General features: G+C 68.0%; 11 protein-coding genes, 1 tRNA gene and 1 pseudogene. 8 read left to right on the top strand and 5 right to left on the bottom strand.

What is annotated here, in order from left to right; translation table 11 throughout:
* Nucleotides 1–91 precede the first annotated feature (91 nt).
* Complete coding sequence (locus H7F38_RS24275) at nucleotides 92–940, top strand: hypothetical protein (RefSeq protein WP_187092139.1); 849 nt, start codon at nucleotides 92–94, stop codon at nucleotides 938–940.
* Nucleotides 941–951: 11 nt separating this feature from the next.
* Here H7F38_RS24275 and H7F38_RS24270 read toward each other — a convergent pair whose 3' ends face one another.
* On the bottom strand, nucleotides 952–1263 hold the full coding sequence (locus tag H7F38_RS24270) for a hypothetical protein (protein ID WP_187092138.1): 312 nt from the start codon (nucleotides 1261–1263) through the stop codon (nucleotides 952–954).
* 174 nt (nucleotides 1264–1437) lie between these two features.
* On the opposite strand from H7F38_RS24270, the gene H7F38_RS24265 reads away from it, so the two are divergent.
* Nucleotides 1438–2052, top strand: coding sequence for a CHRD domain-containing protein (locus H7F38_RS24265; protein WP_187092137.1), 615 nt, complete (start codon nucleotides 1438–1440; stop codon nucleotides 2050–2052).
* 10 nt (nucleotides 2053–2062) lie between these two features.
* Nucleotides 2063–2905 carry a class F sortase gene (locus H7F38_RS24260; RefSeq protein WP_187092136.1) on the top strand — a complete coding sequence of 281 codons (843 nt, stop codon included), beginning with the start codon at nucleotides 2063–2065 and terminating at the stop codon, nucleotides 2903–2905.
* Between the two features lie 106 nt (nucleotides 2906–3011).
* Here the strand turns inward: H7F38_RS24260 and H7F38_RS24255 are convergent, their stop codons facing one another.
* The 3 genes and pseudogenes from H7F38_RS24255 to H7F38_RS24245 form a co-directional block, all read right to left on the bottom strand.
* Entirely contained in the window at nucleotides 3012–4682 is a 1671-nt protein-coding gene (locus tag H7F38_RS24255; RefSeq protein WP_187092135.1) for a class I adenylate-forming enzyme family protein, read from the bottom strand.
* A gap of 255 nt (nucleotides 4683–4937) precedes the next feature.
* A complete protein-coding gene (locus H7F38_RS24250) occupies nucleotides 4938–6182 on the bottom strand; it encodes an ISL3 family transposase (protein ID WP_187092134.1) in 1245 nt (414 codons plus the stop codon).
* Between the two features lie 241 nt (nucleotides 6183–6423).
* A pseudogene (locus H7F38_RS24245) lies at nucleotides 6424–7635 on the bottom strand (ISAzo13 family transposase); the annotation flags it as partial.
* Between the two features lie 481 nt (nucleotides 7636–8116).
* Here H7F38_RS24245 and fdh point away from each other — a divergent pair.
* From fdh to nrfD, 3 genes are read left to right on the top strand one after another with little or no spacing between them, the layout of a single operon-like run.
* Entirely contained in the window at nucleotides 8117–11488 is a 3372-nt protein-coding gene (gene fdh, locus H7F38_RS24240; RefSeq protein ID WP_187092132.1) for a formate dehydrogenase, read from the top strand.
* The gene (locus tag H7F38_RS24235) at nucleotides 11485–12393 is read left to right on the top strand and encodes a 4Fe-4S dicluster domain-containing protein (protein ID WP_187092131.1); all 909 of its coding nucleotides are present in this window, start codon (nucleotides 11485–11487) and stop codon (nucleotides 12391–12393) included. Before fdh ends, H7F38_RS24235 begins: the two co-directional genes overlap by 4 nt.
* Nucleotides 12390–13460 (top strand): NrfD/PsrC family molybdoenzyme membrane anchor subunit, encoded by a 1071-nt coding sequence (gene nrfD / locus H7F38_RS24230; protein WP_255498166.1) that lies wholly within the window; start codon nucleotides 12390–12392, stop codon nucleotides 13458–13460. Before H7F38_RS24235 ends, nrfD begins: the two co-directional genes overlap by 4 nt.
* A 38-nt stretch (nucleotides 13461–13498) precedes the next feature.
* Here nrfD and selD read toward each other — a convergent pair whose 3' ends face one another.
* Nucleotides 13499–14548, bottom strand: a complete 1050-nt coding sequence (gene selD, locus H7F38_RS24225; RefSeq protein WP_187092130.1) for a selenide, water dikinase SelD — start codon at nucleotides 14546–14548, stop codon at nucleotides 13499–13501.
* Between the two features lie 78 nt (nucleotides 14549–14626).
* Here selD and H7F38_RS24220 point away from each other — a divergent pair.
* A tRNA-Sec gene (locus tag H7F38_RS24220) sits at nucleotides 14627–14719 on the top strand.
* A gap of 154 nt (nucleotides 14720–14873) precedes the next feature.
* Nucleotides 14874–16178, top strand: coding sequence for an L-seryl-tRNA(Sec) selenium transferase (gene selA, locus H7F38_RS24215; RefSeq protein WP_187092129.1), 1305 nt, complete (start codon nucleotides 14874–14876; stop codon nucleotides 16176–16178).
* Nucleotides 16179–16212: the final 34 nt, after the last annotated feature.

Below are 16212 nucleotides of genomic sequence, written 5' to 3'. Positions count from 1 at the left end.
CCAGTAGGGCACAGGGAGGGTTCGACGCGTGGTCAACGGGACACGAAGGCGGGTCGCAGCGGTCTTGGCCTCGGCCGTCCTGATCGTCGGTTTGACCCCTGCTACCGCCACGGCAGCTCCGTCGAACACTCTGACGCCGCAGCAGGCCCTCGACCAGGGCGTGGCCGATGCCGTGGGCGACGGAGTGAATCAGTACGCGGCTCTCGTCGATCGGTCGACGGGTGAACTGGTGGCCGCCAGCGGCGGCAACACCCAGGTGATCTCCGAGTCCATCGTCAAGCTCTTCACGGTCAGCTACTACCTGGTCAAGTACAACGGCACGGTGCCGACCTCGCTGGCGACGGACCTCCACGAGATGATCGTGCACTCCAACGACCGGATCGAATCGGAATACTGGACGACGGCTGCTGTGCCGGCGATGGCCGCCCGTTACGGCCTCCGGCACACGGCCAACGGCCCGAAGACCGGCCCGCACGACTGGGGCTGGGAGTACATCACCGCGGACGACGAGGCGATGTTCCTCTTCAAGGCCTCCAACGATCCGATCGTCGGGCCGTTCCTGATGGACGCGATGGCCAATGTCGCCTCTGTCGGCGCCGACGGCTTCGACCAGGATTTCGGGTTCAATTCACTGGACGGAGACCATGGCTCCAAACAGGGCTGGACCGATCTGAACTCCTCGCAGGCCATCAACGTCCATTCCGTCGGCTGGACCGACCAGTACTTCGGCGCAATTCTGGAGACCTCGGCGACACCCCGGTACGACGCCATGCGTGACGATTCCACCGTGACGGCCGATCTCATCGAAGGTCTGCAGTCGCAGAGTGAAATCGCCGCCGAGCAGACGGCGGCCTCCATTCGGGTCAGTGCGGTGTCCATCGTGTCGCAGCTGCAGGGAATGACCCGTCACGTTCTGCAGGTCGCCGGTCTGATCTCCTGACGAGGCCGAGCTCAGAGGTCCGGATTCGGCGCAGCGGTGCCGGAATCGCCGCCGAGCCTCCGGGTGCCCGGATCGATGTCGCGGGGACGCAGCCACAGTCGAACGGCCGCAGCCGCCACACCGACCGGGCTGAGCAGATCTGAGGCGGTCAATCCGTGTCCACGGCCCACCACCCACAGCACGGGGCCCTCGATCGACGAGTTGACGAACGGCCACAGGACCGAGACGGCGACGAGCGCCAGGGCCGCCGCGACCCGGTGGCTCATCGCAGTCCACACCCCCGCCGAAATCAACGCCAGCAGCGCGCACAGGGACAGGGTCATCCACCCATTGAACCAGGCATCCGGTCGCGTCCACGGCGGGCCGGAAATGGTGGTGGTCCGATCCGGTCGGGGGTCAACTCACAGATTTATGGGGCAACTCACAGATAGGTGTATCAAGGAGAGGTATTTCAAGCCCCGGCGACTGGCGTCGGTGCACAACCGGAAAGAGTTGAGATGACGCGTTTTCGCATCACCGCCGCTCGCGTGCTGGCCGTCGCGGGTGTCTGCGGTCTCATGCTGTTCACCGTGGTGTCGCCGGCCTCGGCGGCCACCACCAGCCTGACCGCTTCGGGCAGCGGATCCTCGGAAGTCCCTGCCGCGGCCTCGGCCAGCGACACCATTGCTGCGACCGTTGACATCGATCCGCAGGCCGGGACCATCACGTACACCGTGTCCTTCCAGGGCTCGGAGCCCGTGGCGGCCGGTCACATCCACAAGGGCGCAGCGGGCGTCAGCGGTCCGGTCGTCGTCATGTTCGATGCCGCCGTGATCAATGCCCATGGAACCGCGACGGTCACCGTCGCGAAGTCCCTCGCGGCCGCGATCGTGGCCGACCCGGCGGGCTACTACGTCAACGTGCACACGAAGTCCCACCTCTCCGGAGCCGCACGTGGTCAGCTGACCGCCGGAAGCGGTACCGCTCCGACCGCAGTCAATGCCGGAAATGGCGGGCAGTTCGCAGCATCGCAGACCGGGCTCGACGGATCCATCGTCGCGCTGCTGATCGGCTCCGTCATGGTTCTCGTGGCTGTGGCCGGCGTCTACACCGTCCGCAAGCGGAGCATCTGACACCCAGCAGATGGCACCAACGGACCAATTCGGTGGGCGGCGTCGGGAAACCACCCGACGCCGCCCCCGGCCGCGCCGGGGAATGGTGCTCTGGATTGCTCTGCTCCTGGCAGGGGTAGTGGTCATCGTGGTGGCGACCACCACGTTGATCTCTGCATCCTCCGCCCGGCAACAGGTTGTTCTGGCCGAACAGAAATACTTCGCTCCCACCTCTGCGCCCCTGACGTCGGGGCCGAGCCCGGCCCTGGCTCCGTCCGAGCCGGTCAGCGGCTCGACCTCGCCGCCGTTGGTCGCGACGCCGGGACAGACTGCAGCTCATGGTGTCTCGACACCCGCGGTCGTGGGCTCGTCGACCGAACGAAGCCGCCCTGATCGGAGCGGGCATCCATCGGCGGTGGTCGCGCCGCCCTCGGTTCCGACGTCCATCGAATTGGCCGGTTCGCGGAATCCGATTCGCGTCGTGCCGATCGGCGTGTCCGCCGCCGGAGTGCTGGAGCCGCCATCGGACATCTCCACCGCAGGGTGGTGGGTATCCGGGCCCCGTCCCGGTACGCCGGGCCGCGCCGTCATCACCGGGCACATCGATTCCACCGCCGGTCTCGGAGCCTTCGCCGCCCTCGACCTGCTCCGCAGCGGAGACACGATCGCACTCGACGAAGCAGATGGACGGGTACTGCACTTCAAGGTGACCGCCCGGCAGCAGATCGAGAAAACGCAACTCGATCCCCGGCTGCTGCAGCACACCACCAACGCTTCCGACCTGTTGCTCGTGACCTGCATCGGCAGCTTCGACTACTCCACCCGCAGCTACGACTCCAACCTGTTGATCACCGCGGTGCCGTCGCCGCAGTAGAGCGGTGCGCGGACCAGCCGTGCGCTGACCAGCCTTGCGCGGACCGGCCGTGCGCGGAACGGTGCGTCCCGGAGTTGCTGCGGTCCTGGGCGGGCGTTGGCTCCGGTCAGCCCGTCGTCTCGGCCAGCTCGACGAGCAAACGGCGGAGCATCGTCCGGTCAGGCAGACGAGCGCGGCCGGACGTGGGGATCGCGCTGATCACGACGACCTGATCGGGGAGCGACGCGGCGTCGATGAGCTCCGGAAGGGCCGCGGTGACGGCGGCGGCAAGTGGATGGTCGAGCAGCAGCGCCGGTGCCGGGGCGGCCAGGAGTGGCTCGTCGCGCGTGTTCGACTCCTTCGGAACCCCGGCCAGCGGATGCTCCTCGACGTGCTGTCCGGCCGGTTGGAGCGCCAGGACGACCCGCTCGTCACCGGTCTCGTCCGGAACACCCACCATGACGGCGTGGCCGACCCCCGGGATGGCCTCGATCGCGGATTCGTAGGACGCAGGGTAGATGGACGTGCGACCGCGGATGATCCTGTCCTTCCGGCGTCCCAGCAGGATGACGGCGTCGCCCCGCAGCAGGGCTCGGTCTCCGGTGGCATGTTCCTGCAGTGGCGGCTCACCGAGGTATCCCTTGGCCAGGTGCGGACCCGAGACGATCAGCTCGTCATCGGCCGTCAGCCGTGCGGTGACCCCCGGGAGCAGCCGGCCGACCAGGTCGCCGTCCGGATCGGCGACGAGCTTGTCGGCGCCGTCCGCGATCGCGATCGGGACGATCTCCGTCATGCCGTAGACGGCCAGTACGCGCACCCGGGGCAGGACGGCGGCGGCTCGGTTGACCAGTGGTGGCAGCACAGGTGCACCGCCGACCAGAATCTGCTGCAGCGCAGTGGGTACCGCCGCCAGATGCTCGGAGACCGCGGTCAGGACCGCCGCCAGGTCGGCCGGCGTCAGAAAGGTGTGGGTGGCCTGCCCCATGCCCTTGGCGAACCGTGCCGGGTCCGTGCGCGGGGCGAATCCGAGCGGGGGTAGTTGCCAGTGCGCCCCGGCCGCCAGTGCGGGCAGGCCCAGCATGAACTGGTCGGTGTAGACCTGCGCGTGCTGGTCGATCTCGTACCGGTAGGCGAGTACGGACAGTGCGGCACCCAACGACCCCCTGGTGTGCACGACTGCCCTCGGTGACCCGGTGGCGCCCGAGGTGAAGACCACGGTGGCCTCGGCGTCCGGGTCGTCCCGAAGTCCGGGTAGCGGAACCGCGTCGATCGGGCCGCGACCCTTGGCCAGGGCGCTGATCGAGATGGTTCCCGCGGGTACACCGGGCAGCCACGGACCGGCCCGCAGCGTCCGGATACCCGATGCGGTGTAGTCGGGCAGGACCAGACCCGCCCGCCGGGTGAGGGCCTTCAGCGGGCGGAGCGACGCTCCGGCGTAGACCACCGATTCAGCGGCGGCCCACCGAGGCTTCGCCAGCGCAACTCTGGCGACGAATGTTTCACTGCCGACACCGGGATCCACGAAGACGACCGAACCGCCGGCCGCCACGACGCCCAACGCCAGGACGATGCCCTCCGGGTCGGGGCGCACCGAGAACAGCAGCCGATCGCCACTGCTGAACCCGTTGCGCCGTAGCCCTTTCGCCGTGGCGACGATCGAGACCGCCAACTCGCGGTAGCGCAGGGTGCGGCCACGGTGGCCGGACAGCGCCGGGCGGTTCGGGTGGGTCGCGGCGGCCTTCAGGATGCGGTCGAGCAGGTCCTGGCCCGGCTCCGACGTCGTCTGCGCGTCCGGCATTCCTCGCACCTCCTGCCGCATCCCGCATGGTCGACCACATCCCGCATGGTCGACTGCCTGTGGGGCGCCGTCGGGGAGGCGTCGTCTGTGAGGCTACGTCGTGGCGCGCCGTCGGCGGGCGGCTTTCGCCGGACGATCTCATCGAAGGCGTGTGTGGAACCGTGCAGACGTAACCTCGCCGTCCCGCAAATCGGTGACGGCGTTCATCACCGACCGGACCAATTGTTTGGGTCTCCTGACGTTTTCGTGGGCCAGTTAGCGGCCTGGTAGCGGCGGGCATAACCCGCCGCGGGTGAGCATTGCCATGGCTATCAACGCTTCTGGGCTGTGAAAGCCGTACGACCTGCGGGTCAAGGCCCGTAGGTGGGTGTTGGTGGCCTCGGATTGGGCGTTGCTCATGTGGTGGATCAGGGTGTTCCAGATCAGCTGCTGGAACCGCTTCAACGTCTTTGCCAAGGCGATGAACCCGGGCAGTTGGGAGCGGCGGGCCCAGGCGATCCACCCGGCCAGCAGTTCACGGCCGGCCTGGCCCTTGACCTGGAACACCGCGCGCAGTTGCTCCTTCAGCAGATACGCCCGATACAGATGCCGGTTGGTCTGGGCGATCGAGGCGACCGACCCGCGTTGCTCCGGGGACAGGTCCGCCGGGTTTTTCAGCAATGCCCAGCGGCTGCCCTTCACCGACGACGCCTGCGCAGAGCTACTCCTACCCCGCAGCGTGTTCCACGTCTGACGACGGACCTTGTCCAACTCCCGGGTGGCCCACCCCACGATATGAAACGGATCCAATCCCAGCACCGCCTGCGGCGCGCGGGCCGTCACGGTGTCGTGGATCCACTGCGCCCCGTCGGCCGAGACGTGCGTCAACGCCGCCGCCCGTTCTGGGCCGAGTTGGTCGAAGAACCGACCCAGGGTGTCGCTGTTGCGGCCCGGTGCGGCCCACACCAATCTGCCGGAGTCTTGATCGACCACGCACGTCAGATACCGCTGGCCTTTGCGGTGGGAGATTTCATCGATGCCGATCCGCTGCAGCCCCGCGAGCACGTCCCGGCCGGCCAAACCGTCGGCGACGACGTGCTCGATGATTGCGCTCACGTGCCGCCACGACGTCCGCATCAACTGCGCCACCACCGACGAAGCGGTGTGCGCCGCCAACCACGCGCACTGGTCTTCAAACGCTCGGGTTGCCCGCGCGCCGGGTCGGGCCCACGGCACCGCCGCGACGACCACCCCGTGCGTCCGGCAGTTCACCCGCGGGGCCGCAGCCTGCAGGAATACCATCGTCGACCCCCAGTCCAGCGACCGCCACCGCCGGGTTCCGCCGCCCTGGTCATAGCCCGGCCGTCTACGCCGGCATCGACTGCACCTACTCCGGGCGCCCTTCGTCGCACGCACCGAGACGACCAGCACCTGCCGGTCGTCGGCCTCCTCCCACGCCACATCGCACACCTGCAGTTGCTCGACACCGAGCAGCTTTCGCCATATCGTTACACCGCGCACACCGTGCTCCTGGATAGTGACTGTTTCTAGATAATCCAGAAGCTATACCGGGCACGGTGTGTCGCCCACAACCAGGGGTCAAACCACCCACGAGAACGTCACAAGAGCCAATTGTTTGGCCTGGTCGGAATCGACGAATCCGGCCGTCCCCATATCGAGAACTTTTATCGGCGGGCACCGACAGCCGACCCCGAAATAAGGGCCCGCCCGCGAATTATTTGGGTGTGTCCGGGCGTGTCGCGGGGTGCAGGCTGTAGTTCCAGTCGCCGTGGAAGTCATGGCGGTGTAGCTGGCTGCTTTCAAGTTCTTTGATCTGGCGGTCGCTGATCTTGATTCCCCTCTCGTAGATGCCCAGGTCCAGTTCGGCGTGGACGCTGAGCCCGGTGGTGGTGGTTGTGGCTTTGATGGTTTCGATGACGACTTCGTGGGAGGTCAGGGGTCGGGCCCGCCAGCTACGGCTGATCGCGGAGAAGAGGCGATGCTCGATCTTGTTCCATTTCGAGGTGCCCGGCGGAAGGTGGCACACGGTGATCGCCAGTCCGGTTTCGGTGGCCAGCGCGGCGAGTTCGGTTTTCCACAACCGTAGCCGGGAGCCGTTGGACCCGCCGGAATCAGCGGTGATCATCAACCTTGTTGCGCTTGGATAAGTGTTGGTGCCCACAGTGTTCCACCATCGGCGGATGGATTCCACGGCGAACTGCCCGGTGTCGGCGTCGGTGCCGACGTTGATCCATCCGGTGTTCGCGGCGATGTCGTACACCCCGTACGGGGCGACCTTGCCCAGGGTTTTGTCCATGAAGTCGTGGACGCTGGTCCGGGTGGGTTCACCCTGGGGTTCCCATTCCTTGCCGCCGATGCTGAAATTCCCGATCAGCTCCTTTTTCTTGGTGTCGACGCTGATGACCGGTTCACCGGCGGCGCTGAACGCGGTGGCCTGATCGTTGAGATAGTTGAACTGGGCGTCGCGGTCGGGGTGTTGGTTGCCCTCGAGGGTCTTGACGTTGGCTTGCAGGCTGTATCCGTTGGCCTTCAACAAGTTTCCCACTGTGGATGCCGACACCGGGTGGCCGTTGGTGGTCAGCGTGGCGGCTAGTTTCGACGTCGATTTCGTTGTCCACCGCAGCATCGACATCGGATCGCCGCGGGTCACCGGATCCACCAGGGCATCCAACGCTTCCCACAGGGTGGGGTCGGTCACCGCCGCGCTGGGCCGGCCGGCGCCGGGGCGCCGGACCCGGCCCGGGATCTGGTCGGGGTAGTCCAATTCGCGGACTCCTTGGGCCACGGTGTCCGGGTGCGCACCGATCGCCCCGGCGACCACTTTGATCCCGCCCCGGCCCAGCGCCTTGGCTTCCGAGCCGAGCAACAACCGCCAGGCCCGCTCATCCAGATGGGGTCTGATCAGCAACAACCGTGACGTGAGGACTTCCACATCGGTGGTGGGTAGGGGCATAGAACAATTCTAGCGAAAAGAACCAGTCAAACCTACGTAATTACCCGGCACGTCCTAAGCATCATTTCGAGCCACCCCCAGGTCACAGAATGGTCACGATATCTGTCGATGGCCGGCCCGAGGGAATGTGGTTCACTTCCGCCCCATCAGTCACACCTTTGACGCAGTCCACACCTGGGTACCGGCTCCCTCCCTCCGGCCGGCGTTCACTGGTCAGGTGCGGTTCCCGAGGGTCTCGCGCAGGCTGCGCACACCACCGCGAGGGACCGCGGGTACCGTGAGGTCATGCTGAATCTTGTCTACGGAGCGCTGGATGTGGTGGTCGGCGCGCTGATCACATGGTTTGCCGTCTACGTCGTCTACCGACTGGTGCACGAAGACAGATGAGTCCTCGGTTTCGCATCGTTTGGACGGTCCGGGACTGGGCATCTGAGTGCCAAGATCGTGAATCGACAGATCCGCATGACGTGAGGTGGTGGCAGTGAGCATCAAACGGACCTTCTTGTCCTGGCCGTTGGTCAGGCAGCTCAGCGGCCCGGACGGGCTGGGCAAGGGCTCCGCCGTGACCTCCGCCCACACCGAAGCCATCACCCCGCGGACCTCCACGGCCGACCGCGTCGTGAAGAGCATCTGCCCCTACTGCGCCGTGGGGTGCGGGCAGAAGGTCTTCGTCAAGGACGAGCACGTGGTGCAGATCGAGGGCGATCCGGACTCTCCCATCTCGCGGGGTCGCCTCTGCCCCAAGGGGTCGGCCAGCGAGCAGCTGGTGAACTCTCCCGGACGTCAGAAGAAGGTGCTGTACCGCAAGCCTTTCGGTACCGAGTGGGAGACGCTCGACCTGCACGTGGCGACCAGGATGCTGGCCGAGCGGATGCTCGACACCCGGGACCGCACCTGGCAGGACGCCGACGACCGGGGCCGTCCGCTCAACCGGACGATGGGCATCGCCGGCCTCGGCGGCGCCACCCTGGACAACGAAGAGAACTACATCATCAAGAAGCTGTTCACCGCGATGGGCGCGGTACAGATCGAAAACCAGGCGCGTATTTGACACAGCGCCACGGTTCCCAGTCTGGGAGCCTCTCTCGGCCGCGGTGGTGCCACCGGATTCCAGCAGGATCTGGCCAACGCGGATTGCATCGTCATCCAGGGTTCCAACATGGCCGAATGTCATCCGGTTGGATTCCAGTGGGTGATGGAAGCGAAGGCGCGTGGCGCCAAGATCATCCACGTCGACCCGCGGTACACCCGTACCTCGGCGGTGTCGGATCAGCACGTCCCGTTGCGGGCCGGTAGCGACATCGCCTTCCTGGGCGGGATCGTGCACTACATCTTGTCCAACAAGGCCTACTTCCGGGACTACGTCGTCGCCTACACCAACGCGGCGACCATCCTGCGGGAGGATTTCCAGGACGTCGACGACCTCGACGGCGTGTTCTCCGGATACGACCCGGAGACGGCGACGTATGACACGGCCTCCTGGCAGTACGAGGGCGTTCGCGAGACCTCGGCGGCCAGTGGCACGGAGAACGACATCCAGAACTCGGACACCTCGGCGAGCGTGGACCCCGCGCGGATCCAGCGTGACGAGACGTTGCAGCATCCCCGGTCCGTCTTCCAGGTGCTGAAGCGTCACTACGCCCGGTACACCCCGGAAATGGTCCACCAGACCTGCGGTGTCCCGCCGGAGGCCTTCGAGAAGGTCTGCCGTGCAGTGGTGGAGAACAGTGGTCGCGACAAGACCACGGCCTGGGTCTACTCGGTGGGCTGGACGCACCATTCCGTCGGTGCGCAGTACATCCGCGGAGCGGCCATCGTCCAATTGCTGCTGGGCAACATGGGCCGGCCGGGCGGCGGGATCCTCGCGTTGCGCGGACACGCGAGCATCCAGGGCTCGACCGACATCCCGACCCTGTTCAACCTGCTCCCGGGATACCTTCCGATGCCCAAGGTCGGCATGCACGAGAATCTGGCGGCGTACCTGAAGACGATCTCGCACCCGGAGCAGAAGGGCTTCTGGACGAAGGCCGACACGTACACCGTCAGTTTGCTCAAGGCCTACTGGGGCGACGCCGCGACGGCCGAGAACGACTACTGCTTCGACTATCTGCCCAAGCTGACCGGCGACCACGGTACGTACCAGACCGTGATGGACATGCTGGCGGACAAGATCGAGGGCTACCTGGTGCTCGGCCAGAATCCGGCCGTCGGCTCCGCGCACGGCAAGATGCAGCGACTGGCGATGGCACACCTGAAGTACCTGGTGGTGCGGGACCTCAACATGATCGAGACGGCCACCTTCTGGAAGGATTCACCGGAGATCGAGACCGGTGAGCTGGTCACCAAGGACATCGCCACCGAGGTCTTCTTCTTCCCGGCGGCCTCCCACGTGGAGAAGGACGGCACTTTTACCCAGACCCAGCGTCTGCTGCAGTGGCACCACAAGGCTGTCGAGCCACCCGGAGACTGCGAGAGCGATCTCGACTTCTTCTACCGGCTCGGACAGTTGATGCAGGAGGGTGTCCGTGATTCCGGGCTCAGGCGGGATCGGCCGCTGCAGGACATGACCTGGAACTACGGCACCGAAGGGTCGGAGGAGGCCTCGGCCGACGCGGTGCTGCGGGAGATCAACGGATCGCACCTGACCGGTGAGAAGGCCGGGCAGTTGCTCAGCTCCTACACCGAGATGAAGGCCGACGGTTCGACGGCCGGCGGTTGCTGGATCTACACCGGCGTCTATGCCGACGATGTCAACCAGTCCGCGCGCCGCAAGCCCGGCACGCAGCAGTCCTGGGTGGCGCCGGAATGGGGCTGGGCCTGGCCGGCGAACCGTCGTGTCCTCTACAACCGTGCCTCGGCCGATCCCGACGGCAAACCGTGGAGCGAGGCCAAGGCGCTGGTCTGGTGGGATGCCGACGCGAAGAAGTGGACCGGCCACGACATCCCGGACTTCCCGCCGACCACGGCTCCGGACTACCGGCCCGAGCCGGGAACCGGTGGCCCGGATGGACTTGCCGGCAACGATCCCTTCATCATGCAGGGGGACGGCAAGGCCTGGCTGTTCGCGCCGACCGGTCTGCTGGACGGTCCGATGCCGGCGCACTACGAGCCGCACGAATCGCCGGTCACCAATCCGTTCTACCGGCAGCAGGCCAATCCGACCCGACAGGTGTTCCCCCGCACCGACAACTACTCGAACCCCTCGGGGGCGACCCCTGGGTCCGAGATCTATCCGTACGTCTTCAGCACCCATCGGCTGACCGAGCATCACACGGCCGGCGGGATGAGTCGCTGGCTGCCCTACCTGTCGGAACTCCAGCCGTTCTTCTTCTGCGAGATCTCCCCGGCGCTGGCGGCCGAGCGAGGCCTCGAACACATGGGGTGGGCCACCATCGTGACGGCTCGCAGTGCGATCGAGGCCAAGGTGATGGTCACCGACCGGGTGGTCCCGCTGGTCGTCGACGGTCACACCATCCACCAGATCGGTCTGCCCTACCACTGGGGCGTCGGCGGCGACGCGCTGGTCAGCGGGGACTCGGCGAACGACCTGTTCGGTGTCACGCTTGATCCGAACGTGCACATCCAGGAGAGCAAGGTGTCCTCCTGCGACATCCAGCCCGGACGACGCCCGAGAGGCCCGGCGCTGCTGGAGTACGTGCGCTCGTACCGTGAGCGGGCCGGCGTCACGCTGGCGACCGGCAACCAGCAACGCACTCCACCGGGCGATCAACCGAGCCCATTGGCGACAGGTTCGTCGAACGGCTCGTCCGACCACCCGGGTGCCCCCGCAAAGAATGCCCCCATACAGAGTGCCCCCGCAAAGAATGCCCCCGCAGAGAACGGTGAACAGTGACCACCTCGCTACCTGATCCGGCGACCCGCTCGGGATGGTCGGACCCGCCGGCGCGCAAGGGTTTCTTCACCGACACGTCGATCTGCATCGGTTGCAAGGCGTGCGAGGTGGCGTGCAAGGAGTGGAACGGGGTGCCAGAGGACGGGCTCGAGCTGCTGGGCTCCTCCTACGACAACACCGGCGCGCTGGGGGCCAGCACCTGGCGGCACGTGGCCTTCATCGAGCAGCCGGCGCGTCCGGCGACCACCACTCCCGCAGTCGATCTCGGCATGCCGTCCTTCGACCTTCCCGGTCAGCAGGCCGAGGTGGGCGACCGGACGGACTTCCGCTGGCTGATGTCCTCGGACGTGTGCAAGCACTGCACCAGTGCCGCCTGCCTGGACGTCTGCCCGACGGGTTCGCTGTTCCGGACGGAGTTCGGCACCGTCGTGGTGCAGGAGGACATCTGCAACGGGTGCGGGTACTGCGTGCCCGCCTGCCCGTACGGGGTGATCGACCGCCGGATCGGCGACAAGACCGTCAAGAACGTGGGTGTCGCCCAGAAGTGCACCCTGTGCTACGACCGCATCGGTCACGGCCAGACCCCGGCCTGCGCGCAGGCCTGCCCGACCGAATCCATCCAGTTCGGTGACGTCGACGAACTGCGCGAACGCGCGGCCACCCGGCTGGCGGCCCTGCACGCCGACGGTGTCACCGAGGCCCGCCTCTACGGCGAGGACCCGAACGACGGCGTCGGCGGCGCCGGTGCGATGTTCCTGCTGCTCGACGAGCCGGAGGTCTACGGGCTTCCGCCGGACCCGATCGTCACCACCCGCGATCTGCCCGACATGTGGCGCCGGGCCGCCCTGGCCGCCGGCGCGCTGCTGGCCGGAGCGGCGATGTCGTTCCTCGGTGGACGCAGATGAGCGCCGCCGAGAACGGTTTCGCCTCGCCGAACGACCTCACCCGGGCGAAGGCCGGATCGGGGGCCCGTCGTGGTCACCACCGGCGCGGCGGGGGTCGCCGGGGCGGTGGCGGCGAACAGAAGATGGTGCCCGACGCCACCTTCACGTCGTACTACGGCCGGCCGGTGGTCAAGGCGTCGCCGTGGGAGGCGGACATCCCGGCCTACCTGTTCCTCGGTGGGGTCGCCGCCGGATCATCGCTCGTGGCGGCCGGCGCCGATCTGACCGGACGGTCGACGCTGCGCCGCACCGGCCGGATCGGTGCGCTGGTCGGCATCGGATTGAGCTTCGCCGCCCTGGTCCACGATCTCGGCCGCCCGTCGCGTTTCGTGAACATGCTCCGGGTCGCCAAACCGACGTCGCCGATGTCGGTGGGCACCTGGGTGCTGACCGGGTACGGGCCCTTGGCGATGCTGGCCGGCGCCGCCGAACTGGCCCCCCTGGTCCGGGTCCTGCCGCGTCCGGTGGTCGGAATCGCCACGTTCCTGGCCCGGCCGGCCGGCATTGCAGCCGCGCTGCTGGCACCGGCGGTCGCGTCCTACACGGCCGTGCTGCTGTCCGACACGGCGACACCGAGTTGGCACGAGGCCTACCGCGAGATGCCATTCGTCTTCGTCGGGTCTGCGGCGGCCGCGGCCGGTGGTCTCGGCCTGCTCGGTGGCTCCGCGAAGGACGCCGGGCCGGCCCGGAAACTGGCCGTCGGCGGTGCGCTGCTGGAACTGGCGGCGGGCCGGGTGATGGAGAAGTCGATGGGCATCACGGCGGAGCCGTTGCACCAGGGCACTCCGGGAAAGCTGATGCGGGCCAGCCACCTGCTGACCGCCGTCGGCGCAGTGACGGCGGTGGTCGGTCGGCGCAGTCGGATCGCTTCTGCGGCGGCCGGTGTCGCACTGCTCGCCGGTTCGGCCTTCACCCGCTTCGGCATCTTCGACGCCGGCCAGGAGTCGGCCAGGGACCCCAAGTACACCGTCGTCCCGCAGCGTGAACGTCTCGAAGCCCGGAAGGCGGCGGCGGCCGCCCGGCGCTGACCGACGCATCCGCTGGACCCTGGGGTCGGCCCTGGCCGCTATCGGACGGTGATCGTCCGGTGGCTTGCCGGTGTACTCGCCACGAACTCGCCGATCACGGGCGCTCCGGGTATCTCGCCGGCCACGAGCAGTCCTCCACTGGTCTGTGCGTCGGCCAGCAGGAGCAGTTCGTCGTCGGAGACCTGCGAGTCCAGGAAGGGCCGGACCCAGTCGAGGTTGCGACGGGTTCCCCCGCTGACGAACCCGTCGCGCAACGCCTCCCGCGCGCCCTCCAGGTAGGGCACCGCGGCCGCCTCGATGTGCGCCTCCACGCCGGAGGCCCTTGCCATCTTGTGCAGGTGGCCGAGCAGTCCGAACCCGGTGACGTCGGTGGCCGCCACGATGCCGGCCGCCACCGCGTCAGCGCCCGCCGCGGCGTTGAGGGCCACCATAGAGGCCACGGCCTGGGGGAAGTGCTCTCCGGTCACCTTGTGCCGGTTGTTGAGCACCCCGACACCCAGCGGTTTGGTCAGGCTGATCGGCGTTCCGGCCCGGGCGGAGTCGTTGCGCAGCAGGTGTTCCGGGTCGACCAGCCCGGTCACCGCCATGCCGTAGAGCGGTTCCGGTGCGTCGATGCTGTGCCCGCCGCCCACGTGGCAGCCGGCCAGGCGTGCGATGTCGAGCCCACCCCGGAGCACCTCGCGGAGCAGTTCCAGCGGCAGCAGGTCCCGCGGCCAGCCGAGCAGATTGACCGCCACGATCGGGCGGCCACCCATCGCGTAGACGTCCGAGAGTGCGTTGGCGGCAGCGATCCGGCCCCAGTCGTAGGCGTCGTCGACGACCGGGGTGAAGAAGTCTGCCGTGTGCACGATCGCGGTGTGCGCGTCGATCCGCACGACCGCCGCGTCGTCACCGTCGTCCAGTCCGACCAGCAGGTCGGGCGACGGTGCACCGGTCAGGCCGCGGACGATCTCCTCCAGGTCGCCCGGTGGGATCTTGCAGGCGCAGCCACCGCCGTGTGCGAACTGGGTCAACCTGATCACGAGATCGGTAGCGGCAGAACCGACGGCGCGGAGTTGGCCGAGAGGGCGGGTCGATGGTGCGGTCATGCACCCGTTGTACCCCTGCAGAGCGTGGCCATGCGCCAATTTCGCCAATCGGGACCTCCGGGGCCTACGGTGGCAGGCGGAGGCGTAAAGGCGTCTGGTGGCCCTCCCGGTCTTCAAAACCGGTGGAGCCGAGTATCTCGGTTCGGCGGGTTCGATTCCCGTCCGCCTCCGCCGGCACATTCCTTCGATCGCGGGTCTGGGCCGGGTCCGCTCCGGCGAACGGTCGGACGCGGCAGACGACCGACGCAGCAGGCGGTCCGAGCGCGGTCGTCGATGGTCGGAGGCAGCAGCAGTGGCGAGGAACGGCGGCGACGTGGATCACCCGGTGAGTGCGGATCCGCGACGGTCGCTTCCGCGGACCGACGTGATCCTCGGCGATGCCCGGTTACGGGCGGCGACCGGCCGGTTGGGTACTGCGGTGGTGAAGAACGCCGTGGTCACCGCGCTGGCCGAAGCCCGGTCCGGCGCCCTCCCCATCGACGGGATCGCCGACCGGGCCCACGATCTGCTCCCCGCGCTGGCGACCGAGATGCGCGCGGTGATCAATGCCACCGGGGTGGTGCTGCACACCAACCTCGGTCGCGCCCCGCTGTCCGCCGCCGCCGTCGAGGCGATGGTGGCCGCCGCCGGGTACGTCGACGTGGAGTTCGACCTGGCCGACGGAAGTCGGGCCCGCCGCGGGCGGGGTGTGCTGTCGGCGCTGCGAGCCGCCGTGCCCGGCGCCGAGCAGGCGCTGGCGGTCAACAACGGCGCAGCCGCCCTGCTGTTGGCCGTCACCACGCTGGCGTCCGGGCGTGAAGTGGTGATCAGCCGGGGTGAGATGGTCGAGATCGGCGACAACTTCCGACTTCCCGACCTGATGACGGTGACCGGCGCGGTGATTCGCGAGGTCGGCACCACGAACCGGACCAGCCTTTCCGACTACGCCCGCGCCGTCGGCCCCGAGACCGGCTGCGTGGTGAAGATCCATCCCAGCAACTTTCTCATCACCGGGTTCACCTCGTCGGTGGGCGTGGCGGAACTGGCCACCCTCGGGGTCCCGGTGATCGCCGACGTCGGCAGTGGCCTGCTCCTGCCCGACCAGTTGTTGCCGGACGAGCCGGATGTCGCCGGTAGCCTGGGCGCCGGAGCCGACGTGGTGACCTGCAGCGGCGACAAACTGCTCGGTGGGCCGCAGACCGGTCTGATCTTCGGCCGGGCCGATCTGGTGGAGCGGATGAGAGCGCATCCGCTGGCCAGAGCGCTGCGCTGCGACAAGCTGACGCTGGCCGCCCTGGAGGCCACCCTGCGAGGACCGCGGACGCCGACTTCCGAGTCCCTGCATGCGGACCCGCAGCGGCTCCGGCAACGGTGCGACCTGCTGGCCGCCGCGCTGGGGGCGCAGGTGGTGCCCAGCCAGGGGACGGTCGGGGGCGGTGGTGCGCCGGGCGTTCCGCTTCCGGGGTGGGCGGTGGCGCTGGACAGCGCACTGGCGGCCGCGCTGCGCACCGGGCCGACGCCGGTGGTCGGTCGGGTCTCCGGTGGGCACCTGCTCCTCGATCTGCGATGCGTACCGCCGGCCGACGACGAACGGTTGCGTGATGCCGTGCTGCTGGCCCTCGGACCTCCCGCTGCGCAGCGCATCCCGTGATCCGGGCCCGGATCGACCCGGTCGCGGTCGCCTG

The organism is Nakamurella sp. PAMC28650 (assembly GCF_014303395.1).
In the GTDB taxonomy this organism is placed as follows: Bacteria; Actinomycetota; Actinomycetes; order Mycobacteriales; family Nakamurellaceae; genus Nakamurella.
Note: the sequence above shows the minus strand (reverse complement) of the source record. Positions and strands in the feature narration are given on the sequence as shown.